Raw genomic sequence first — 1500 nt, 5'->3', positions numbered from 1 at the left:
AGCATGAAGAGGCCGCAGTGAATCGGTGGCTGCGACTGTTTACTAAAAACACAGCACTCTGCAAACACGAAAGTGGACGTATAGGGTGTGACGCCTGCCCGGTGCCGGAAGGTTAAGTGATGGGGTGCAAGCTCTTGATCGAAGCCCCGGTAAACGGCGGCCGTAACTATAACGGTCCTAAGGTAGCGAAATTCCTTGTCGGGTAAGTTCCGACCTGCACGAATGGCGTAACGATGGCCACACTGTCTCCTCCTGAGACTCAGCGAAGTTGACATGGTTGTGATGATGCAATCTCCCCGCGGCTAGACGGAAAGACCCCATGAACCTTTACTGTAGCTTTGCATTGGATTGTGAACCGGCCTGTGTAGGATAGGTGGGAGACGTTGAAGCGTGGTCGCCAGATCGCGTGGAGTCATCCTTGAAATACCACCCTGGTCTGTTTGCGGTTCTAACCTAGGTCCCTTATCGGGATCGGGGACCGTGCATGGTGGGCAGTTTGACTGGGGCGGTCTCCTCCTAAAGTGTAACGGAGGAGTTCGAAGGTACGCTAGAGACGGTCGGAAATCGTCTTGATAGTGCAATGGCATAAGCGTGCTTGACTGTGAGACTGACAAGTCGAACAGGTACGAAAGTAGGACATAGTGATCCGGTGGTTCTGTATGGAAGGGCCATCGCTCAACGGATAAAAGGTACTCTGGGGATAACAGGCTGATACCGCCCAAGAGTTCATATCGACGGCGGTGTTTGGCACCTCGATGTCGGCTCATCTCATCCTGGGGCTGTAGCCGGTCCCAAGGGTATGGCTGTTCGCCATTTAAAGAGGTACGTGAGCTGGGTTTAAAACGTCGTGAGACAGTTTGGTCCCTATCTGCCGTGGGCGTTGGATACTTGACGGAGCCTGCTCCTAGTACGAGAGGACCGGAGTGGACGTACCACTGGTGTATCGGTTGTCATGCCAATGGCATTGCCGAGTAGCTACGTACGGAAGAGATAACCGCTGAAGGCATCTAAGCGGGAAACTCGTCTGAAGATTAGGTATCCCGGGGGCTTGACCCCCCTGTAGGGTCGTCCGAGACCAGGACGTTGATAGGCTGGGTGTGGAAGTGCAGTAATGCATGTAGCTAACCAGTACTAATTGCCCGTGTGGCTTGATCCTATAACCCTTGAGGTTGTAGTGAGTTAAGTTGTTGACCACAGAACGTAATATTGAAGTGCAGCGCAACCCGCGCTCGACACCTTCGTAACCGCTGCTAGCTGATCCGTACTGATCGCTGGCAGTGTGCTTCTTCCAATTGGCTGGGACGTCCCCTAAAGACGGCCTGGCAACCAGTTACGCTTGACGACCATAGCAAGGTGGTCCCACACCTTCCCATCCCGAACAGGACTGTGAAACGCCTTTGCGCCGATGATAGTGGACGGACGTCTGTGAAAGTAGGTCATCGTCAAGCTCTTATTGCTCAAAACCCCCGCAAGCATCCCTTGCGGGGGTTTTGTTTTATG

The 1500-nt window shown here is 53.5% G+C and carries 2 rRNA genes; both read left to right on the top strand.

The window, feature by feature from the left end:
- Positions 1-1156: ribosomal RNA gene (locus tag VF694_RS16370) — 23S ribosomal RNA — on the top strand; the annotation flags it as partial.
- Between the two features lie 179 nt (positions 1157-1335).
- Positions 1336-1448, top strand: a 5S ribosomal RNA gene (gene rrf / locus VF694_RS16365).
- Positions 1449-1500 lie beyond the last annotated feature (52 nt).

Source organism: Alcaligenes sp. Lyrl_28, assembly GCF_051948705.1.
Lineage (GTDB): Bacteria > Pseudomonadota > Gammaproteobacteria > Burkholderiales > Burkholderiaceae_B > Alcaligenes > Alcaligenes ammonioxydans.
This window is presented reverse-complemented; position numbering and strand designations above follow the sequence as displayed.